We start from the raw sequence: 16,105 nt of genomic DNA on the forward strand, positions 1-16,105 counted from the left end.
ATGCAGCCTTCCGGCAAGATCGTCGTCGCGAGCCAGCATTATCCGCCGGATCCGAGCACAACAGCGGCGATCATGGCGGAAATTGCCTGCCGCCTCGCCGTGGATCACGAGGTCGTCGTGCTGTCGGGATCGACCGGCGCGCTGCCCGCCTCGCAAACCGGACCGGGCAAGCCGCGCGTCGTTGCCGTCAAGAACCGGATGACGGGGAAGGCCGCGCTGGCGCGGCGCGCCGCCGCCGAGATCCTGTTCGTGGTGCGCACCTTCGTCGCGCTGATACGGGAGCTGCGGCAGGGCGACGTGGTGCTGACCGTGACCGCGCCGTTCATGCTGCCTTACGCGGTTGCGGCGGCGGCGAAGCTCAAGCGTGCGCGGTCCGCTCTGATCTTGCACGATCTCTTCCCCGACGTGCTCGTGATGGCGGGCCTCCTGAAGCCCGGTTCGCTCGTGGCCAAGATGATGCGCGCCGCAAATGCCTTGATGTTCCGGGCGCTCAATGCCGTCATCACGATCGGCCGCGATGCGGAACGGCCGCTGCTGAGCTATCGGGGCATGACGCGGAACAAGATCCGCTTCATCCCGAACTGGACGACGCTCGTGCCCGCGCCACGGCCGGTGACACCGGACAATCCGTTTCGCAAGGCGCTGTCGGCCCGCTTCGTCGTCGGCCTCTCGGGCAATCTCGGCTTCACCCATGATCCGGAGATCGTGTTCGAGGCGGCGCGCCTGCTGAAGGACGATCCGGACATTCACTTCCTGCTCTCCGGCTGGGGCATCGGCTTCGAGCGGTTGAAGCAGTTGCAGGCGGTCTCGAACCTGCCCAATATCGGCTTGGTGGCGCGCGTCGAGGATGCGGAGCTCGAGGCGTTCCTGACCTCTGCCGACCTCTGGATCATCCCGTACCGGAAGGACGTTGCCGGGGTGTCGGTGCCGAGCCGGTTCTACAATCTGCTGGCGGTCGGGCGTCCCGTCGTGCTGGTCTCCGAGCCAGAAGCCGAAGCCGCGCTGACGGTGGTGGAAAACGGGCTCGGCTGGGTCGTGACGCCGGGCCGTGCCGATCAACTGGCCGAGGCGATCCGCAACGCGTCTCGCTCCGACCGTGACGCCATGACGGAGCGGGCGGTAAAGGCGGCATCGAAGTTCGATCGCGCCACCGCGATGAACGCCTATGCCGCCCTGGTCGACGAATTGTTGCGCAACCCCGAATTGGCGGAGCAGCGATGAGCGAGGGTAAACCGGTCGTGCTGGTGACGGGAGCGAGCGGCTTCGTCGGCCGTCATGTCGTGCCCGCGCTGGCGCGCGAGGGATGGTCGGTCCGCCGCGCGGTGCGCAGCGCGGAAGGCATCGACGATGAGGTCGTCATTGAAACGATCGGCCCCGAAACCGACTGGCAGGCCGCGCTCGAAGGCGTCGATGCCGTGGTTCATCTCGCCGCCCGCGTGCATCACAAGCACGAGGAGCACGCGGTCCAGCTCTACCGCAACGTCAACATCGCCGGCACGCTGCACCTGGCGCGCAGCGCGGCGACGGCCGGCGTACGCCAGTTCATCTTCGTCAGCACGGTCCTCGTGCATGGCCGCAGCAATGAGGGCCGGGCGCCGTTCAGCGAGGACGACATCCTCACGCCGCGCGGCCTCTATGGCATGTCCAAGGCGGCGGCCGAAGCGGGGCTGAGAACGCTGGCGCGCGACAGCGCCGTAAAGATCTCGGTGATCAGGCCGCCGCTGGTCTATGGTGCGGGCGCCAAGGGCAATTTTGCGCTGCTGACGCGTGCGGTGAATCTGGGACTGCCGTTGCCCTTTGCCGCGATCCGCAATCATCGCGCTTTCCTCGCGGTGCAGAATCTCTCGTCGTTCATCCTGCGCCGGCTCTCCCATCCCGACCCCGCGAGCAATTTCGAGATCTTTCTGGTGGCCGACAGGGAGCAAGTCTCGACGCCCGAATTCATCGAGCGCCTGGCCATGGCGTCCGGCAAGAGCCCGCGGCTGTTCGGCGTGCCGCCGGAGCTGCTCAGCACGCTTCTCAGCGTGATCGGCCAGCAGGATACGCGTGATAGCCTGATCGGCTCGCTCGAGCTCAACGTCTCGAAGGCGATCGAGACCGGCTGGCAGCCGCAGGTCACTCTCGACGAGGGCTTGCGGCTTGCACTGTCGGCTTAGGACGCCTGAGCGCGCGAGAACCGCCGCAGCACCAATCCAACCGCGATCGCGCCCGCCAGCAGCGCGAGCGCCGTGATCGCCGTCGAACCGGCGCGAATGGTGAGGATGGCAAGCCCTGCGAGTACCAGGTTGAGCAGGAAGACCTCGCCGATCACCCGCGAGACCTCGAAGCCGTTGTCGGTGGCGCGCTGGTAGAAGTGCGTGCGGTGCGCCGACCAGAACGGTTCGCGCCGCGCGATGCGCCGAAACAGCGTGAGGGTGGAATCCGCGAGGTAGTAGGCCGCCAGCAACAGCGCCGCGGCCGGCTGCCCGTGCCAGGCGAGTTCGAGCAGGCACCATCCGAGCAGGAGGCCGATCGGCAGGCTGCCGACATCGCCCAGGAACACCTTTGCGATCGGACGGTTGAACGGCGCGAAGCCGAGCATGCCGCCGCACAGCGTCGCGGCGATCAGCGCGGCCGGCCATGACACCTCACCGAGCCATCCGAGCAGCAGCAGCGCCGCGGTGACCGGTACCACCTCCACCACCGTCATCAGGTCGAGCCCGTCCATGAAGTTGACGAGGTTCACGAACCAGACGCCGGCGAGCAGGATGAGGCCGCGCTCCAGCGCGAGCGGCAGCGCAGGCACGATACGCGCGGTCTCGGGCGCGGTGAACACGACGGCGCCGACGGCGGCGGCCTGCAGCACGAGCCGCACGAGCACCGGCAGCGACATGATGTCGTCGGCAAGGCCGACCAATGCGATCAGCACCGTCGCGCCCAACAGCGCGGAAGGGATCGCGACGTTCGCCCACGCCGCCCAGATCGAAGCAACCAGCAGCGTCGCGGCGATCACCGCGATGCCCGCACCCTGCGGGGTCGGGATGCGATGCGAGGAACGCGCATTCGGCCGCGCCAGTGCGTAGCGTTGGAGCAGGGGACGGCTGATCCAGGTGACGAGGGCCGAAATCAGCGCGGCGATCGCGACGGCAAGCAGCGACGGCGCGGCTGCGAGAGCATCGGTGGCCGGGTTCACTCCGGTACCCCGAGCGGCGCCGACCCTTGTGCGGCTTTCTCCGCGCTGAGGATCCAGACGAGGCCGCCGAACGCGCCGACGATGAACGAGACCGCACCGAACAGCAGCGAGACGTTGACGCCTTCGTTGGCGGCAAGCCCGGCGAAGCCGAAGGCCAAGCCCATGGTCGCCTCGCGCACGCCCCAGCCGGCGATCGAGATCGGCATCAAGGTGATCAGCATGACCGGCGGGACGAGCAGGAAGACCTGGGCGAAGCTGACAGGTGCGGAGATCGACTGCACCACGCACCAGGCGATAACGACGGCGAGCACGTGAATGGCGAGCGACAGGATCGCGATCGTCGGTCCGCGCGAGCGGCTGAAGATCACGCGGTTCGCGATCACGGCGCAGGCGTGAATGTGATGCGTGGCCCACCAGGTTTTCAGCCAGGGCCATTTCAGCGCGCCGAAAATCAGGAAGCCGAGGCCGCCCGCGAGCGCCGCAAGATCGACAAGCAGCAGTGCCGAGCGCCCGTGCGGATCGGTGATGAGATTGTAGCTCCAGGGCAGGCTCGCGACGATGATGATCGCAAGCGCGATCAAACCAATCGCGCGGTCGACGAAGATCGAGTAGGTCGCAGCGCGCCATCCGGCGCCGGCGCGCGCGACGAGCCACAGCCGGACCGCATCGCCGCCGATCGCCGACGGCAGTGTCTGGTTGAAGAATGCGCCGATCACGTTGTAGCGCATGGCCCGGCGAAGCTCGAGCGGTGCGCCGCATTCGGCGCTGATCTCGCGCCAGCGCAGCACGCCGACGAAGATTTGCAGGAAGGTGATCGCGATCGCCGTGCCGATCCAGAACAGGCTGGTCACGGTGAAACGCGAAAACAGTTCGGACAGATCGACCTTGCGCAGCGCCAGATAGAGCAGTGCCGCGGAAATCAGGATTTTGGCCGTCGACAGCAGGATTCGGCGCATCTCGCCCGCATGAACAGGGTTTGCGAAGATTTGTGGCAACCCGGCGCGTGGCACCGAATTCGGCCGCTTTGGTATGGTTTTGGCGCCGATCTTGCAATAGCTGTCGTGAAGAGAGCTGGCATCATAATGGGGCTATTGCGGCCCCCTCGACGCGGCGGCTAAACAGGTGCCGCGGGCTGAGGCGAAGGATCGCTCGGGAACAGGATGATGGATCAGGCGATTTTGGTCACGGGTGCCGCCGGCTTCATCGGCTTTCACGTCGCCCGGCAGCTCCTGGCTGAAGGCCGGCCCGTCATCGGGCTTGACAATCTCAACAACTATTACGATCCGGCACTGAAACAGGCGCGTCTGGAGCTATTGCGAAACGATCCCCGCTTCTCCTTCGTGCAGGCCGATCTCGCCGACCGTGAGACGATCGCGGCGCTGTTTGCGCGACATGAATTTGCCAAAGTCGTGCATCTCGCGGCGCAGGCGGGCGTGCGCTACTCGATCGACCATCCGCACGCCTACGCCGATTCCAACCTCCAGGGCTTTCTCAACGTGCTCGAGGGCTGCCGGAATAATGGCTGTCGTCATCTCGTCTACGCTTCGTCATCCTCCGTTTATGGCGCCAACACCAAACTGCCATTTGCCGTGCAGGACCGGACCGATCATCCCGTGAGCTTCTACGCCGCGACCAAGAAGGCGAATGAGCTGATGGCGCAGTCCTACAGCCATCTCTACCGGCTGCCGGTCACGGGCCTGCGCTTCTTCACCATCTACGGCCCGTGGGGACGGCCCGATATGGCCATGTTTCTGTTCGTGAACGCCATCATGGCGGGCAGGGCGATCCGGCTCTTTAACCATGGCAGGATGCGTCGCGACTTCACCTATATTGACGACGTGACCCGTGTAGTATCCAAGCTGATTGATCGCCTGCCCGCGGATGATCCGGCAGCCGCAAATGCGCCGTCCAAGATCTACAATGTCGGCAACCACCGCCCCGAGGAACTGATGCATGTCGTCGCTCTTCTGGAGCGGGAGCTGGGCCTGACGGCGAACAGAGAGCTGCTGCCAATGCAGCCTGGAGACGTGCTGGAAACGTTCGCGGATGTCGAGGATTTGATGCGCGACACCGGCTTTGCGCCGTCAACGCCGATCGAGCACGGAGTCCGTAATTTTGTCACCTGGTATCGGGACTACTTCAAGGTTTGAGATGACGATGGACAAACGCATTATCCCCCTGATCATGTGCGGCGGTGCCGGCACACGGCTGTGGCCGGCCTCGCGCGAGGTGCGGCCCAAGCAATTCCTGCCGCTGTTCGGCACCCGCTCGACCTTCCAGGACACGCTGCTGCGCGTCTCGGATAGCGCGCTGTTCGATCGTCCGATCGTCATCACCAATGCATCCTACCGTTTCATGGTGCTGGAGCAGCTGGCCGAGATCGGCATCGAGGCCGACGTGATCCTCGAACCGATGCGGCGCGACTCCGGGCCCGCGATCGCTGCGGGCGCGGTGTTCGCGCAGAACCGCGCCGCCGACGCGATCGTGCTCGCGCTCGCCGCCGACCATGTGGTGCAGGACAATGCCGCCTTCGTCGCCGCCTGCCGCGAAGGCCTCACGGCCGCGAGTGCCGGGCGCATCGTCACCTTCGGCGTTAAGCCGGAGCGGCCGGCAACCGAATACGGCTATATCAGCCCGGGCGAGGTGATCACCGGTGAGGTGCATGCGGTCGCGCGCTTCGTCGAGAAGCCTGACGCCGTGAAGGCTGCCGACTACGTCAACTCCGGCTATCTCTGGAACAGCGGCAACTTCATGTTCCCGGCCGCATTGCTGCTCGACGAATATCGCAGGGTCGACGCGGCGAGCGTGGATGCGGTCGCCAATGCGGTCACCCATGCCGGCCGCGATCTCGGCTTCGTGACGCTGGAGCCGCAGGCGTTCGGCTCGGCCAAGGCGATCTCGATCGACTATGCGGTGATGGAGAAGACCTCGCGCGCCGCGGTGGTGCCGGTGGCTTGCGGCTGGTCCGATGTCGGCTCCTGGCTTGCGGTGTGGGAGCTGTCGGAGAAGGACGCGCAAGGCAACGCCGCGCACGGCGCCGCGGTGTTCGAAGACTCCCGCAACTGCAACGTCACCACCGATTCCGCGCTGGTCGCGCTCGAAGGCGTCGACGATCTCGTCGTGGTCGCGACTGCGGACGCGGTGCTGGTCTCGCGCCAGAAGGATGCCAACGGCCTGAAGCGCCTGGTGACCAAGCTCAAGGCGGTCGCACCGAAGGTTACCGAGGAGCATCTCAAGGTGCACCGGCCCTGGGGCAGCTACCAGTCGGTCGACAATGGCGAGCGCCATCAGGTCAAGCGCATCGTGGTCAAGCCCGGCGGGCGGCTGTCGCTCCAGAAGCACCATCATCGGGCCGAGCACTGGATCGTGGTCCGCGGCGCTGCCCGGGTCACCGTCAACGAGACCGTGAAGACGGTGCACGAGAACGAGTCGATCTACATCCCGATGGGCGCGGTGCACCGGATGGAGAACCCCGGCAAGATCATGCTGGAGCTGATCGAGGTCCAGACCGGCAGCTATCTCGGGGAAGACGACATCATCCGGATTGAAGACGACTATCAAAGGTCGTAACCAGCACACTCCGAATCACGCGGCCCGGGCCGAAAAGGCGCTGTCTTTTGGCGCTAAGGCCCGGGGAACGTGTAACTTTTTGAATCAAATCGTGTCCGGCCCGCTATCTCGGTATTCGCCACAAATGTGGCGTCCGTGCTAGGAGTGGCCCGGGGTTTTGCGTTGAATCGGGGTTCGATCAGATGAGTTCCAGAGAGTCTGCACCTGCAAAAGCGGGCTTGCGCGTCGGCGTCATCGGCGCGGGCGTGATGGGTAGCAACCACGCGCGCGTGCTCGCGGGGCTTCCCGGCGTCAGCCTGGTCGGTGTGGTCGATCCCTCGCCGGCGCACCGGACCCGCACCACCGAGCTTGCCAACTGCCAGGGTTTCGAGACGCTCGATCAGCTCCTCGCCACGGGCGTCGATGCAGTCACGATCGCGGCGCCGACCCACCTGCATCACGAGGTCGCGCTCGCCTGCATCGCCAATAACATCCACGTGCTGGTCGAGAAGCCGATCGCCTCCACGGTTGCGGAAGGGCGCGAGATCGTCGCCGCCGCACAAAAGGCCGGCGTCACGCTGATGGTCGGCCATGTCGAGCGCTTCAATCCGGCGGTCGCCGCGGTCAAGCAGGCGATCGCGGGCGAGGACATCCTGTCGATCGCGATCACGCGTGTCGGCCCGTTCCCGCCGCGCATGTCCAATGTCGGCGTCGTGATCGATCTCGCCGTGCACGACATCGATCTGATCCGCTGGTTCACCGAATCCGACATCGTCGAGGTGCAGCCGCAATTGTCGAGCGCGATTGCCGAGCGCGAGGACATCGCGCTGCTCCAGTTCCGCACCGCCTCCGGCGTGCTCGCCCATATCAACACCAACTGGCTGACGCCGTTCAAGGCGCGCAGCGTCACGGTCGCGACCCGCGGCAAATACGTGATGGGCGATCTGTTGACGCGCCAGGTCACCGAATGTTTCGGCTTCAAGCCGGACGGCAGCTATTCGATGCGGCATTTGCCGGTCGGCCATGACGAGCCGTTGCGCGCCGAGCTGATCGCGTTCCTCAGGGCCGTGCGCCACGGCGAGACGCCGGCGGTGACCGGCGACGAGGGCGTCGCCAGCCTCGAAATCGCCACGCAGTGCCTCGAAACGCCATCGCGGCCCGCAGCCACGTCGTCGCCAGCCCGCACGGGCCCGCGCCGCGTCGCCGGCTGATCCTCTTCCCATGTCGACCGCTCAAACCTCGCAAGACAATCGGCAAGGCACCATGAACCAGCATCTGCGTTCCGATCCGATTCCCTTCATCGATGTCGGCTCGCAGCGCCGCCGGCTCGGCGCCTCGCTCGATGCGGCCGTTAAGCGCGTTCTCGACCATTGCCAGTTCGTCAATGGCCCGGAGGTCGCCGAGCTCGAGGCACAGCTTGCGGCCTATTGCGGCGCCAAGCACGTGATCTGCTGCGCCAGCGGCACTGATGCGCTTCTGATGGTGCTGATGGCGAAGAATGTCGGGCCCGGCGATGCCGTGCTGTGTCCGTCGTTCACCTTCATTGCGACCGCTTCGCCGGCGGCGCGGACCGGCGCGACGCCGGTCTACGTCGATGTCGACGAAGCGACCTTCAACATGAGCCCCGAGTCGTTGAAGCGCGGCATTGCGACCGCCCGGAAGGCCGGCTTGAAGCCCGTCGCGGTCATCCCTGTCGACCTGTTCGGACAGCCTGCCGATCACGATGCCATCGCCGAGATCGCCAAGGCCGAGGGCCTGTTCGTGCTCGATGACGCCGCGCAGGGGTTTGGCGCGAGCTACAAGGGCCGCAAGCTCGGCACCCTGGCGCTCGCCACCACGACCAGCTTCTTCCCGGCAAAGCCGCTCGGCTGCTTCGGTGACGGCGGCGCAATCTTCACGGATGATGACGAACTCGCCGCCACGCTGCGCAGCATCCGCGTGCACGGGCAGGGCGTGGACAAATACGACAACGTCCGGCTCGGCCTGACCGGCCGGCTCGACACCATGCAGGCCGCGATCCTGATCGAGAAGCTGACAATTTTCGACGACGAGATCGCCGCCCGCAACAAGGTCGCGGAACGCTATGCGCGCGGCCTGTCCAACGTCGTCACCGTGCCGCGGCTTGCGCCCGGCTGCACCTCGGTCTGGGCGCAATATACCATCCGCCTGCCCAAAGGCACCGACCGGGACGGCTTTGCCGCTGCGCTGAAGGCTCAGGGCGTGCCGACCGCGATCTATTATGCGAAGTCGATGCATCAGCAGACCGCCTACAAGCAGTATCCGGTCGCGGACGGGGGCCTTCCTGCCTGCGAAAGTCTGTCGGAGGACGTCATCAGCCTGCCGATGCACCCCTATCTCGACGAGGCCGCCCAGGAGCGAATCATCGCGGCAGTGCGCGGCGCGCTTTCAACCTGATTTCGCCGTTTTGCTGCGCCGCCTCTTGCTCTAGAAGAGACGCATGCTCGGACGGATCTTCACGGTTGGCGGCTATACGCTGCTCTCGCGGCTGACGGGATTTGCCCGCGACATCATGCTCGCGGCGATCCTGGGCGCCGGCCCCGTGGCCGACGCCTTCTTCGTGGCGCTCCGACTGCCCAATCACTTCCGCGCGATCTTTGCCGAGGGCGCCTTCAACGCCGCCTGGGTGCCCGCCTATGCCCACGTCCACGGCGAGCGCGGGGAGGCGACCGCAAGACTGTTCGCCGACCGCATCTTCACGCTGCTGCTCGCCTCGCAAGTCGTGCTGCTGGTCGTCGCCTGGCTGTTCATGCCGCAGGCCATGAGCATCCTGGCGCCCGGCTTCAGCGAGGACGCCGAGCAGCGCAGGCTCGCGATCGAGCTGACCCGGATCACCTTTCCCTATCTGCTGCTGATCACGCTGGTCACGCTCTACGGCGGCATGCTCAACGTGATGCAGCGCTTTGCCAGCGCCGCGGCCGCGTCAATCTTCCTCAACATCTCGATGATGATGACGCTGGCGCTGGCCGCCTGGTTTCCCAATGCGGGGCACGCCGCGGCCTGGGGCGTCCTGATCTCCGGTTTCCTACAATATTTCCTGCTCGCCGGCGATCTCGCGCGCCATGGCGGCCTGCCGCGCTTTGCACCGCTTAGGCTGGACGAGGACGTCCGGAGTTTCTTTAGGGCGCTCGGGCCTGCGACGCTGGGCTCGATGGGCACGCAGGTCGCGCTGTTCGCCGACACCATTATCGCGACGTTCCTGCCGGTGGGCGCGTTGTCCGCGCTTTATTACGCGGACCGCCTTAACCAGTTGCCAATCGGCGTCATCGGCATTGCCATCGGCACGGTGCTGCTGCCAGAGATGTCGCGGCGGATCACGGCCAACGATCATGACGGCGCGATGAAGTCGCAGCGGCGCGCTTTCGACTTCACGCTGCTGTTCTCAGTGCCGTTCGTGGCTGCCTTCACAACCGTGCCCGATGTCATTGTGCGCGCGATGTTTGCGCGCGGGGCCTTCTCCAAGGCCGATGCCGCCGCTGCTGCCGCAACCCTGGCGGCCTACGCCGTTGGTCTGATCCCATTCGTGATGATCCGGAGCGCAGTGGCGACCTTCTATGCCCGCAAGGATACAGCGACACCGGTCCGGGCCATGCTGAGCGGCGTTGCAATCAATGTCGCCTTGAAACTTGCGTTGATGGGGACGCTTGCCCAAATCGGACTTGCGCTGGCGACTGCCGCTGGCCAGTGGACCAATCTGCTGCTGTTGTTCGCTTTTGCGGTGCGGCGAGGCTACCTCGAATTCGACAAGGCGCTGACCTCTTCGCTCGCCAAATTCGCCGTGACCGGCCTGATCCTCGCCGCCGGCCTGTGGCTGACCGCGCATTTTGGCGCAATCTATTTCTCGACCATGCCAAGCTTCCGGGACGAAATGACGCTGGCGCTGCTGATAATCACCGGCACCTTCATCTACGCCTTCTGTATCCTCGTCCTGTTCGGGCGGGGCTGGCTGTTCTCGCTGGTGCGCAACTAGTTTTTGTCGTCAAGCCGTTTGCCTTGCCACTTTTTCCACGGCAATATGCGGCAAAACAACCACGGGAAGATAAAATGGCTGCTCCCATCAAGTTCGGCGTTGGCCAAAGCGTGCTGCGCAAGGAGGATGACGCACTCATCCGCGGCAAGGGCCGCTATACCGACGATTACGCGCCGCAGGCCGCACTTCGCTGCCTGATGCTGCGTTCGCCGCATGCGCATGCCAAGTACACCATCGATGCGAGCCGCGCCCGCACGCTGCCAGGGGTCGCGCTGATCCTGACCGCCGACGACGTCGGGGATCTCGGCAATCTGCCCTGCCTGTTCAATCTCGAGACCGATCCGTTCACCGGCCCGCCTTACCCCATCCTCGCCAAGGACGAGGTGCGCCATGTCGGCGATTCCATCGCCTTCGTCGTCGCCGAGACCATCGACCAGGCCCGCGACGCGATCGAGGCGATCGAGGTCAAATGGAGCCCGCTGCCGGCGGTGACCGGCGTCGTCAACGCCGTGAAAAAGGGCGCGCCGCAAGTCTGGTCGGACAAACCCGGCAATGCGCTGTTCGACGTCTCGATCGGCGACAAGGCCGCGACCGAAGCCGTCTTCGCGAAAGCGCATGCGGTCGCCGAGATCTCGATCGTCAATCCGCGCGTGGTTGCGAGCTTCATGGAGACCCGCGCGGCGGTCTGCGAATACGACGCGAAGAACGATCATCTGACGCTGACGGTCGGCAGCCAGGGCAGCCACCGTCTGCGCGATATCCTCTGCCAGAACGTGCTCAATATCCCAACCGACAAGATGCGGGTGATCTGCCCCGACGTCGGCGGCGGCTTTGGCACAAAACTGTTTCCGTACCGCGAATACGCCTTGCTGGCGGTCGCCGCGCGCAAATTGAAGAAGGCGGTGAAATGGGCCGCCGACCGCACCGAGCATTTCATGGGTGACGCGCAGGGCCGCGACAACGTCACCACCGCGAAGATGGCGCTCGCCGAGGACGGCAAATTCCTCGCCATGGATTGCGACCTGATGGGCGACATGGGCGCGTATCTATCGACCTTCGGGCCCTACATTCCCCATGGCGGCGCCGGCATGCTGCCGGGCCTCTACGACATCCAGGCCTTCCATTGCCGGGTGCGCACGATCTTTACCAACAGCGTTCCCGTCGACGCCTATCGCGGTGCGGGCCGGCCCGAGGCCGCCTATGTCATCGAGCGTCTGGTCGATGCCTGCGCGCGCAAGCTCGACATGACGCCTGACGCCATCCGCCGCAAAAACTTCATCCAGCCGAAGGCGCTGCCCTACAAGACCGCGACCGGCAAGGTCTACGATTCCGGTGACTTCGCAGCGCATCTGAAGCGGGCGATGGAGATCGGCGAGTGGAAGGAGTTTCCCAAGCGCGCCAAGCTCGCCAGGAAGAACGGCCTGATCCGCGGCATTGGCTTGGCGAGCTATGTCGAGGTCTGCGGCGTGATGGGGGAAGAGACCGCCAACGTCAGGCTCGATCCCAACGGCGACGTCACCGTCCTGATCGGGACGCAGTCGAGCGGGCAAGGTCACCAGACCGCTTACGCCCAGATCGTTGCAGAGCAATTCGGCCTGCCGCCCGAGCGCGTGCATGTCCGCCAGGGCGATACCGCCGAGATCGCGACCGGTCTCGGCACCGGCGGCTCGGCCTCGATCCCGACAGGCGGCGTCTGCGTGGAGCGTGCCACGGGCGAGCTGGGCAAGAAGCTGAAGGAAATCGCGGCGCAGGCACTGGAGGCCAGCGCCGGCGACCTCGAGATTTCGGGCGCCGCAATCCGCATCGCGGGCACCGACCGCTCGATCTCGTTTGCCGATCTCGCCAAGCGCCCCGGGGCTGATCCGTCGAAGATGAACGGCAGCGCAACCTTCGCCAGCGCCGACGGCACCTATCCCAACGGCACACATCTGGCGGAGGTCGAGATCGATCCGGCCACCGGCATCATCAAGATCGTCAACTATGTGATCGTCGATGATTTCGGCAAGACGCTCAATCCGCTGCTGTTGGCTGGGCAAGTGCATGGCGGCGCCATGCAGGGCATCGGCCAGGCGCTGATGGAGCAGGTGGTCTACGGCCCGAGTGACGGGCAGCTCATCACCGCCACCTACATGGACTATGCGCTGCCGCGGGCGGCCGACGGTCCGTCCTTCGTGTTCGAGACCGCCAACGTCCCCTGCAAGACCAATCCGCTGGGGGTGAAGGGGGCGGGCGAAGCCGGCGCGATCGGCTCCTGTCCGGCCGTCGTCAACGCCATCGTCGACGGGCTCTGGCGCGAGTACAAGATCGACCACATCGACATGCCGGCAACGCCGGAGCGGGTGTGGATCGCCATCAACGAGCACCATCGCCGTCACAGCCTCTAAGCCGCGATCTCCGCGGCGGGAATAAACGCCCGCCGCCGGGTTCTATCCTTGGATGGCCCACCCCCAGACCTCTGCGAGCCGGAGAAACTAGCCGATGAAACGGACGATGATTGTCGTGAGCACCCTCTTGCTGGGTGCGGGCGCCGTGATGGCGCAGCAGGAGATTGCGGTTCAGCAGGACAATCTGATGCGCTCCCAGGCCAAGAGCCTGTACACGATCATCCTCAAGATGACCAAGGGCGATATCCCCTATAACCAGAAGGTCGTCGACGAGGCGATCGCCAATCTGGAGGCCGATGTGGCCAAGATCGCCAAGACCTTCGAGGTCAATCCCAAGCAGGACGTGGTGAACGCCACCTACGGCGCGTCACCAAAAGTCTGGCAGAGCAAGGCCGATTTCGACTCCAAGATCCCGCCGGTGCAGAAGGCGATCGCCGACGTCAAAGGCAAGATCACGGATCTCGCGAGCCTCAAGGTCGCCTATACCGCGATGAACGACCGTTGCACCGACTGCCACGAGACGTATCGCCTCAAGCTGAAGTAGCGGCACGCACGACACCACAAGTTCAGCGTCATCGCCCGCGAAAGCGGGCGATCCAGTACGCCGTGGCAGTGCAGGGACCGTTTGACGTCTCTGGAATACTGGATTCCCCGCTTGCCGCCTTCGCTAAAGCTTCGGCGCCCCGAGACCGCAAGCCCCAGCGTAGCCTTGGCGTAGCCGGGTCGCGGGGAATGACAGCCATGGAACAGGCAGCAGCAAATTCTATTTGCAAGGCCTGACGGATCGCTGTCAGAGCGGCTATCTTCGATTCCAGCCGCCGCGTTGATGCGAGCTGTCGAATGCGGGCGCATCTCGCTCCTGACTGCCTCACGACGTTCGGAGTTCCAACGCACGGCGAGGATCTGCATCAAGAACAGCGAGACAGGCCATGGCAAAACCGTTTCCGTCGAAGACCCACATCGGCAACCATATGCTGCATCCCGAAACGCTGATGCTGACCTATGGCTATGATCCGCAACTGTCGGAAGGCGCCATCAAGCCGCCGGTCTTCCTGACTTCGACCTTTGTGTTTAAAACGGCGGAAGACGGACAGGACTTCTTCGATTTCGTCTCCGGCCGTCGCGAGCCGCCGGAAGGGATGGGCGCCGGCCTCGTCTATTCGCGCTTCAATCACCCCAACAGCGAAATTGTCGAGGACAGGCTCTCGATCTACGAACGCACCGAGAGCTGTGCGTTGTTCTCATCCGGCATGGCGGCCATCGCGACCACGATCCTGGCTTTCGTCCGCCCTGGCGATGTCATTCTGCACTCCCAGCCGCTCTATGGCGGGACGGAAACTTTGCTGACGAACACGCTTGCACGTCTCTCGATCGGCGCCGTCGGCTTCGCCGATGGTGTCGACGAGGCCGTGGTCAGGCAGGCCTCGGAGGAGGCCGTGCGGAAGGGCCGGGTCGCGATGATTCTGATCGAAACCCCCGCCAATCCGACCAACGGCCTGGTCGACATCGCGATGATCCGCCGTGTTGCCGAGGACATCGGAAAGACCCAGGGACACATTCCGATCATCGCCTGCGACAATACGCTGCTCGGACCGGTGTTTCAGCGGCCGATCGAGCACGGCGCGGACCTTTCGCTGTATTCGCTGACCAAATATGTGGGCGGTCATTCCGACCTGATCGCGGGCGCCGCGCTCGGTTCGAAGGCGATGATGAAAGGCATCAAGGCGCTCCGGGGCGCCATCGGCACCCAGCTCGATCCGCACTCCTGCTGGATGATCAACCGGTCGCTCGAGACGCTGAGCCTTCGTATGGAAAAAGCCGATGTGAACGCGCGCCTCGTGGCGGACTATTTGCGCGATCACCCCAAGGTAGCCAAGGTTCATTACCTTGGTCATCACGAGGAGGCTTCGCCGGCCGGACGTGTGTTCGCGAGGCAATGCCTCGGCGCGGGATCGACGTTCTCGTTTGACATCGTCGGCGGCAAGGAGGCGGCGTTCAAATTCCTCAACGCGCTGCAGATCCTCAAGCTGGCGGTGAGCCTTGGCGGCACGGAATCGCTTGCGAGCCTGCCCGCAACCATGACCCATTCCGGTGTTCCCGCCGACATCAGACAGAAAATCGGCGTCCTCGATTCCACGATCCGGCTGTCGATCGGCATCGAGCACCCGTCGGATCTGATCGCGGACCTCGCGCAGGCGTTGAACGCGGCTTAAGCGCGCGGCGGTTGCTCCGAGATTGGGGCAGACGCGGGGGCTCGTCGGGCGTTAATGTCGGCCTTTGACCCAAAGCGATCGCCCGATCATCGGCGCCGTCGCGCAGCCAAGGTCCGGCCTCTGATGAGCGACCCCTCTGCCCGACTGACGCAACTTCGCGCGCGGGTCATCGAGCTGGCGCGGGCCCAGGACCCATACGCTCGCATCTTTGCGGGCAAGGACTTTCGGCGCGACTACGTGGCCGCTCGCACGGTCGCTTGGAGCATGCTGTTCGAGGATATGCGCGATACGACCAGCCGGGTGCTCGAGATCGGCTCCAAGGAGGGGCGATCTGCCGTGTTCTGGCTCGAGTTCTTCGCCGGCGCAGACCTCACCTGCGTCGACCTCTTCGACGAGGAATATACCGACCGATTCGACCGTAACCTTGCCGCCTATGGCACGCGCCTCCGCAAGATCGCGGGCACCTCGATCAAGGCGCTCGGCACCCTGCGCGAAGAGAAGGCGGTGTTCGATTTCATCTATGTCGACGGCAGCCATCAGCGCGACGACGTGATGATCGATTGCCTCGGTGCCTGGCGCCTGCTGCGCGATGGCGGCGTGATGTTGATGGACGACTACACCTGGATGCCGGACAATCCCGAAGCACAACGTGTCGCGCCCGCGGTCGACACCTTCCTCGCCTGGCACCCCGATGCCGAAGTGATCCTCAAGAGCCACCAGGTCGCAGTGCGGAAGCGTCCCGTCTGAGACTTTGCGCCATCCGGGCTATTGGGCGCACATTGCACCAGCCCGGAATCGA

At 64.9% G+C, this 16,105-nt stretch carries 13 protein-coding genes; 11 read left to right on the top strand and 2 right to left on the bottom strand.

Annotation, left to right across the window (positions count from 1 at the left end):
- Both IVB18_RS16685 and IVB18_RS16690 read left to right on the top strand, forming a co-directional pair.
- Complete coding sequence (locus IVB18_RS16685) at window positions 1-1,221, top strand: glycosyltransferase family 4 protein (RefSeq protein WP_247990123.1); 1,221 nt, start codon at window positions 1-3, stop codon at window positions 1,219-1,221.
- Entirely contained in the window at window positions 1,218-2,156 is a 939-nt protein-coding gene (locus IVB18_RS16690) for an NAD-dependent epimerase/dehydratase family protein (RefSeq protein WP_247990124.1), read from the top strand. Before IVB18_RS16685 ends, IVB18_RS16690 begins: the two co-directional genes overlap by 4 nt.
- Here the strand turns inward: IVB18_RS16690 and IVB18_RS16695 are convergent.
- The gene (locus IVB18_RS16695; protein WP_247990125.1) at window positions 2,153-3,172 is read right to left on the bottom strand and encodes a glycosyltransferase family 4 protein; all 1,020 of its coding nucleotides are present in this window, start codon (window positions 3,170-3,172) and stop codon (window positions 2,153-2,155) included. The two genes, IVB18_RS16690 and IVB18_RS16695, sit on opposite strands and share 4 nt — an antisense overlap.
- Window positions 3,169-4,128: a lysylphosphatidylglycerol synthase transmembrane domain-containing protein gene (locus IVB18_RS16700; protein WP_247990126.1), complete on the bottom strand. Its 960-nt coding sequence runs from the start codon at window positions 4,126-4,128 to the stop codon at window positions 3,169-3,171. Before IVB18_RS16700 ends, IVB18_RS16695 begins: the two co-directional genes overlap by 4 nt.
- Window positions 4,129-4,332: 204 nt before the next feature.
- Between IVB18_RS16700 and IVB18_RS16705 the strand changes: the two genes are divergently transcribed.
- The 9 genes from IVB18_RS16705 to IVB18_RS16745 all read left to right on the top strand — a co-directional run bounded on the left by IVB18_RS16705 (window position 4,333) and on the right by IVB18_RS16745 (window position 16,053).
- Window positions 4,333-5,322, top strand: a complete 990-nt coding sequence (locus IVB18_RS16705) for an SDR family NAD(P)-dependent oxidoreductase (protein ID WP_247990127.1) — start codon at window positions 4,333-4,335, stop codon at window positions 5,320-5,322.
- Between the two features lie 7 nt (window positions 5,323-5,329).
- Entirely contained in the window at window positions 5,330-6,742 is a 1,413-nt protein-coding gene (locus IVB18_RS16710; protein WP_247990128.1) for a mannose-1-phosphate guanylyltransferase/mannose-6-phosphate isomerase, read from the top strand.
- 182 nt (window positions 6,743-6,924) lie between these two features.
- A complete protein-coding gene (locus tag IVB18_RS16715; RefSeq protein WP_247990129.1) occupies window positions 6,925-7,932 on the top strand; it encodes a Gfo/Idh/MocA family oxidoreductase in 1,008 nt (335 codons plus the stop codon).
- A 52-nt stretch (window positions 7,933-7,984) separates the two neighbouring features.
- Window positions 7,985-9,136 (top strand): DegT/DnrJ/EryC1/StrS family aminotransferase, encoded by a 1,152-nt coding sequence (locus IVB18_RS16720; protein WP_247991659.1) that lies wholly within the window; start codon window positions 7,985-7,987, stop codon window positions 9,134-9,136.
- Window positions 9,137-9,179: 43 nt separating this feature from the next.
- A complete protein-coding gene (gene murJ, locus IVB18_RS16725; RefSeq protein ID WP_247990130.1) occupies window positions 9,180-10,709 on the top strand; it encodes a murein biosynthesis integral membrane protein MurJ in 1,530 nt (509 codons plus the stop codon).
- A 74-nt stretch (window positions 10,710-10,783) separates the two neighbouring features.
- Window positions 10,784-13,093, top strand: coding sequence for a xanthine dehydrogenase family protein molybdopterin-binding subunit (locus IVB18_RS16730; protein WP_247990131.1), 2,310 nt, complete (start codon window positions 10,784-10,786; stop codon window positions 13,091-13,093).
- Window positions 13,094-13,187: 94 nt separating this feature from the next.
- Window positions 13,188-13,637: a cytochrome c gene (locus tag IVB18_RS16735; RefSeq protein WP_346732641.1), complete on the top strand. Its 450-nt coding sequence runs from the start codon at window positions 13,188-13,190 to the stop codon at window positions 13,635-13,637.
- A 385-nt stretch (window positions 13,638-14,022) separates the two neighbouring features.
- Entirely contained in the window at window positions 14,023-15,306 is a 1,284-nt protein-coding gene (locus IVB18_RS16740; RefSeq protein ID WP_247990132.1) for a cystathionine gamma-synthase family protein, read from the top strand.
- Between the two features lie 123 nt (window positions 15,307-15,429).
- The gene (locus tag IVB18_RS16745) at window positions 15,430-16,053 is read left to right on the top strand and encodes a class I SAM-dependent methyltransferase (protein ID WP_247990133.1); all 624 of its coding nucleotides are present in this window, start codon (window positions 15,430-15,432) and stop codon (window positions 16,051-16,053) included.
- Window positions 16,054-16,105 lie beyond the last annotated feature (52 nt).

Source organism: Bradyrhizobium sp. 186, assembly GCF_023101685.1.
Lineage (GTDB): Bacteria > Pseudomonadota > Alphaproteobacteria > Rhizobiales > Xanthobacteraceae > Bradyrhizobium.